Annotated in this window: 5 protein-coding genes; 1 reads left to right on the top strand and 4 read right to left on the bottom strand. The window is 65.7% G+C overall.

Annotation, left to right across the window (positions count from 1 at the left end; translation table 11 throughout):
- On the top strand, positions 1-511 hold a 511-nt coding region (locus J7E68_RS03860; RefSeq protein ID WP_215170012.1), incomplete at its 5' end, for an SDR family oxidoreductase.
- A 472-nt stretch (positions 512-983) separates the two neighbouring features.
- On the opposite strand, the gene J7E68_RS03855 is transcribed toward J7E68_RS03860, so the two are convergent.
- The 4 genes from J7E68_RS03855 to J7E68_RS03840 all read right to left on the bottom strand — a co-directional run.
- Positions 984-2450, bottom strand: coding sequence for a four-carbon acid sugar kinase family protein (locus J7E68_RS03855; RefSeq protein WP_215170010.1), 1467 nt, complete (start codon positions 2448-2450; stop codon positions 984-986).
- Positions 2451-3440: a 2-dehydropantoate 2-reductase gene (locus tag J7E68_RS03850; protein WP_215170008.1), complete on the bottom strand. Its 990-nt coding sequence runs from the start codon at positions 3438-3440 to the stop codon at positions 2451-2453.
- Positions 3441-3457: 17 nt separating this feature from the next.
- On the bottom strand, positions 3458-4249 hold the full coding sequence (locus J7E68_RS03845; protein WP_215170006.1) for an aldolase/citrate lyase family protein: 792 nt from the start codon (positions 4247-4249) through the stop codon (positions 3458-3460).
- On the bottom strand, positions 4249-5463 hold a 1215-nt coding region (locus tag J7E68_RS03840; protein ID WP_215170004.1), incomplete at its 5' end, for an aldehyde dehydrogenase family protein. The genes J7E68_RS03840 and J7E68_RS03845, both read right to left, overlap by 1 nt.

The following is a 5463-nucleotide window of genomic DNA, read 5'->3' as shown; positions in this document are numbered from 1 at the left end:
CGCACGGGCAGCGGCGCGGCTCTGTGGGATCGACGGCCTAGTGGACGCGGCGGGGGTCATGTTCAGAGGCCCCATCGCGCAGGTGTCGGCCGAACAATGGCGTCGAGTCATCGACATCAACCTCACCGGCGCGTACATCGTCTGCCGGGCGGCGCTGCCCTATCTCGCCGCGGAAGGGTCCGCGACGGTGGTGAACATCGCCTCGGCGCAGGCACTTCTCCCCAACGCACCGGACTACACGGCCTACGCGGCGTCGAAGGGTGGAGTCCTCAACCTCACCCGCGTTCTCGCCGCAGAGCTGGCACCGGCAATCCGTGTCAACTCGATCTGTCCTGGCATGGTCGACACCGCAATGGCCGACGGGTATCGAGCGAGAGCGGCCGACTACGCGCTCGGGCGCATCGCAGCTCCGTCGGAGATCGCCAACGCGATCCTCTTCCTCACGAGCGAGGAGTCTTCGTTCGTCACAGGGACGAGCCTTGCGGCCGATGGCGGGCGAACCTTCCACTGAGCCATCAATCTCCCTGGCGCACTCTTCCCAAGACGCCGAGGTAAGGGTAACCTAATATCTAACAAAGTCCCGCTATGCGGGATTACACGAATCGCGAATGGTGGACGGTGGTTCCCTCGCGGACGAGCGGAGGAGGGCGCGCATGTGTGGTGACCGTCAGGAGAGCGGGGAGTCGCCTCAGCAAAGTCAGTGTGCGGCGGGCGCGTGTTGGACGGATTCTCTGACCGTCCAGGACTCGACGGCACGTCCCGCAGGCCCGGGATGTCCGTTCCGATCCAATCGGCTACTCCAGATTGCGGCAGCGGCGACCCGGTGACGTCATCCTCGCCGGCGATTTCACAGTCGCCGGCGAGGCGGCTGCGTCCGTCTCTCGCCTGAGCGCTGTGCGATGATCCGTTCGGGGCTATCGCCCGAATGTGCCCATCGGCGTGCGGCGCATCCCGATCTCGCGCTGTTTACGGCGTGAAGGCACTCAGCGCCCAGAGCCGCCGATTTTGAACGAGCTGAGCTTCCGGGTGACTTCGAGCAGAGAGTCGTCATCACCGACATTGCCGGCGAAGACGACATAGGGGATTCCCGCGGCTGGTCCGTCGGAGGACTGCCAGAGGGACACGATGCCGGGAAGCATCGGACCGCGCACAGTGGCCCGGCGAATCTCCAAACCGAAGGCCGCGACATCGGAGGACGTGATCCCCCCTTTCGCGATGACGAACCGCGGCGGGAGCGTGTGCAGCGTGCGGTTGACGACAGTGACGACTCCCGCGCTCACCAATCGCGAGATGCGGAGGCTTTCGTCGGCGTCGTCGGAGCGGACCAGCAGCCGGCTGGTGTGGAGCACGACGTCACCGCCCAGAAGAGCGTCAACGACTCGCGATGCTGCTTGCGCGACGTAGGCTGCTGCTCCGTGGATGCTGATGAGCTGGTGGACGTCGAGCTCGATGACGGTCGCGGACGTGTGCTGCTCGGTCAGTCGTGCGAGTTGGCGGGTCGTCACGCCGACGTGGGACCCGACCACGATGAGACCTCCGCGACCAGCGGACGGGGCGTTTCCGTGACCGAAGATCTCGTGCCGTTCGAGAGGCGGGTGCGGCTCTTGGCCGATGCGCGCGCGCACGAACGGGGGGCCAACTCGGTAGATGAAGTTCTTGCCTCGGGACTGCGCCAGGTTGAGTCCGAGCGCCAACGCGCGCATATCCTCCTCGACCTCGATGTCGACGACGACCGGCGTTCGGCCGCGGACAGCCTGCAGGACCTCAGCGATTCCCTCAGCACCGGTGCGAATCGTGGTGAGGTCGAGCGTCACTACGTCGTCCTCTCGGAATCGTCCTCCGGACTTCTCAGCGACGTACGCCGGAAGGTAGGAGCTGGAAAATCCGAAGGTGGCATCCTGAGCGAACTCCGTGTCGGAAACACGGCGAAGGCCGTCACCTTCTGCCAGGTAGTGCTCGCCGCCGACAGTGATGCGTCCGGCGTCCGGGAACGCGGGGACCAGGATGTATCCGTCGATGTCGGTGCCGTTGATCTCGGCCACCACATCGGCGATGACATCCGGTTCGAGAGGGAAGTGCCCGCGCAGGGTGGAGTCGCCTCGGCTCACGAAGTCAATGCGGAGACCTGCCTCCGCGCCAGCCGCGAGCGCCGCGGAGACGACTTCTCGATTGCGCCGCGCAGCATCTTCCGCGCTCAGGCTTCGCGTGTTGGTGAGCACGTACACGGCAGGGGCGGGATGTCCGTCACCATCGACAGTGAACGCCCACCGGAAATCATCGACGTCCCACCGGGTGAGGACGGGAAGGTTCGATACCGACTGTGTTCCAGTGGGGTCATCGTCGAGCACGACGAGAGTGCGGCCTGACGCGGCGAACGCGCGAGCCACCTCGCGTGCCGGTAGGGGCTGAGCGGGGGGAACGGGCGAGAGGAGTTCGTTGCGACTAGGCATTCAGATGTCGAGGCTTTCTCGGTAGGCGCCCGCTGCACGCGCACGTTGCGCGAGAAGCTCAAAGATGAACTGCAGGTGCGGGACTGGGACATCAGCGATCTCTGCCAGAGCCAGCGGGGCTCGAAGCAGAGCGTCGATCTCCATGGGCCGTTCGGCGAGGAGATCCTGAGCGATGCTTTGCAGGTGGGTGGATGCGGCGAGCTTTTCGAGGATGGGCTTCGGGTCACCGGGATTGCTGCCGAGCTTGCGCGCTATGGACACCACCTCATGGCCCATTGCGGTGGCGAAAGCTGACAGAGCGGGCTTGTCGAGGATGTCCCGTCCCGCCGACGCGGTCAGCGCGCCGAGGGAGCCGCCGATGGCGTTGGACACCAACTTCGTCCACACCGCATCCCGGATGCGCGAGTCGACCGTCACTTCGAGTCCGCTGGGGCGGAGGAGGGCAGCGAACTCGTCAAGTCGCGCATCGGGTTGCCCGTCGGGCCGACCGATGACGAGTCGGTTCTTCGGGTTCTCTGCCCGCACGACGCCTGGGGCGAGCAGCGTGCCCGCCGTATAGGCCACGGCGCCGACCGCTCGTTCTGGGCGGACAAGGTCTCGCAGCGCCCCGGTCGGGTCCAGCAGGGGCAGTCGCTCTTCCGCGTACGGGCCACGAAGCCCGTGAAAGTACCACCAGGGGATGCCGTTGGTGGCGAAGATGACACGGGTGTCGTCATCCAGGAGCCGGGAGAGTGGTGCGGCGATCTGCGGCAGTGACTGCGCCTTCACCGCGACGATGACGACATGCTGCGAAGGCAGCTCCTCCGGGCGGGCTGTGGCGTACGGGGTCGACTCGAGCACGCCGTCTCGCGTCTCGACGCGCAGCCCACGGCCTCGAATCGCTTCGAGCTGCTCGCCTCTGGCGATGACGGAGACATGCTGGCCGACGGCGCCGAGCCGACCGGCGATGTGGCCCCCGACGGCGCCCGCGCCAAAAACACAGATCCTCATCTCATGACTCCTCTGGGTCAGTCGAACTGGCGGCGCTTCTGCGCGGCCATCGCCGAGAGGAAGGTGATGTCATTGCCGGTGGAGACGTACCCGGCGCCCAGGTCGAGGTACTTACGAATCAGGTCCGGCCAGTTGCCGAGCCCGCCCAGTCCGATGTGCTTGTTGTTAGCGCGGCACGCGGCGATGACACGATGGAACGCTGCGTCGATCTGCGGGTCATCCATCTTTCCCGCGATGCCGAGGTCCACGCTGAGGTCGTTCGCGCCGACAAGGATCATGTCCACGCCCGGCACCTGCGCGATCTCTTCGACAGCGTCGAGTCCTTCGCGTGACTCGACCATCACCACGACCATGGAGGCGTCGTCGAGCTCACGGACCACGCGGTCCGGTGGCAGCGTCTGGAAGTTCAGTTGCGGTGCAGCTCCGGCAAGCGATCTGTTGCCCAGCGGAGCGTGCTTCACGGCGGCCACCGCCGCTCGTGCGGCCTCTGCGGTCTGAACATCCGGAACGATGATGCCCATGGCCCCAGAGTCCAAGACGCGTGCGATGAACGCGGTGTCCAGTCCGGGCACGCGCACGAGTGGGGTCACGCCCAGGTGGTTGCAGGCCAGGCAGATCTGTCCCGCAGCCTCCAAGGGGAAGGAGCTGTGCTCCATGTCGATGTACACCGAGTCGAACCCGGCGGTGTATGCGATGGACGCGACATCGACCGTTCGGACGAGGCGAACGGTCATCGAGTAGACGGGCTCTCCGCGGGAGAGTTTCTCTTTGACGTGATTTCTCAGCAGCGGAGTGGTGTCGGTGGTCATTATCGGTTCTCCTCCGTCGGGTGCGAGATCACGGCATCCGGCCCTGGCAGTGATTGTGCTTCGGCCTCGAAGCCGTAGACGGACTTCAGTTCCAGGTACTCTTCGAAGCCATACCGCCCCATCGACCTCCCGATGCCCGATTCCTTGTAACCGCCCATCGGGGCGTACGAGTCGGTGGGGGCGCCGTTGACGCTGACGCGACCGGCGCGCAGCTCGTTAGCGACAGCGCGTGCAGCGGCATCGGAGCCGAAGACGAACGCACCCAGCCCATACGGGGTGTCGTTGGCGATGCGGATCGCGTCCGCCTCATCGCGGTACGAGATGACGGAGAGCACCGGCCCGAAAATCTCTTCGCGAGCGATGCGCATATCTGCGCTGACTCCCGTGAACACCGTGGGGCGGACAAAGAACCCGTTGCTGCGTCCGTCGGGGCTGTCGAGCCCGCCGACGATGAGGCGTGCGCCTTCGTCCAGACCGCTCTGAATGTGATCGCGGATCGAGTCGTACTGGCCCTTGCTCACCACCGGTCCCATGGTCGTTCCCGGGTCGAGCGGGTCGCCGAGGATGAACTGTTCGGCCTCGCTAACGAGATAGGGGGTGATCTGGTCCACCTGGCTTTCGTGGACCAGGAGTCGCGTTGGAGCGTGGCAGGACTGGCCGGCGTTGAAGAAGGCTCGCTGCACTGTCCAGCGGGCTGCCTTTTCGAGATCGGCGTCGGGGAGGACGACGTTGGCGGACTTGCCGCCTAGCTCCAAGCACACGCGCTTGACGGTCTGAGCGGCCGCCGCGCCGACGGTCCGCCCTGCACCGGTGGATCCTGTGAACGAGATCATGTCGATGCCCGGGTGGCGCGAAAGAGCGTCCCCGACGTCGCGGCCCTTCCCGCTGATGAGGTTGAAGACACCGGCAGGGACCTGTGCGTCGTCCATGACCTGCGCGAGAAGCGCCCCGCTCGCTGCCGAGTTGATGCTCGGCTTCGCGATGACGGTGCAGCCGGCGGCGATTGCGTAGATGGATTTGATGACTCCGGTCTGAATCGGCCAGTTCCACGGGGAGATGAGGGCGCATACGCCTATGGCTTCCCTGCGGACGATGGCGCTGCCCATCCTCGTCTCGAAGGGATAGCCACGCAGGATCTGCTGTGCGACGCGCATGTGGGCTGCGGGACCGTCGACCTGCGCGCGGTTGGCGACGGGGCTGCCGACTTCCTGTGC

It is taken from the genome of Microbacterium sp. ISL-103 (genome assembly GCF_018613995.1).
Lineage (GTDB): Bacteria > Actinomycetota > Actinomycetes > Actinomycetales > Microbacteriaceae > Microbacterium.
Note: the sequence above shows the minus strand (reverse complement) of the source record. Positions and strands in the feature narration are given on the sequence as shown.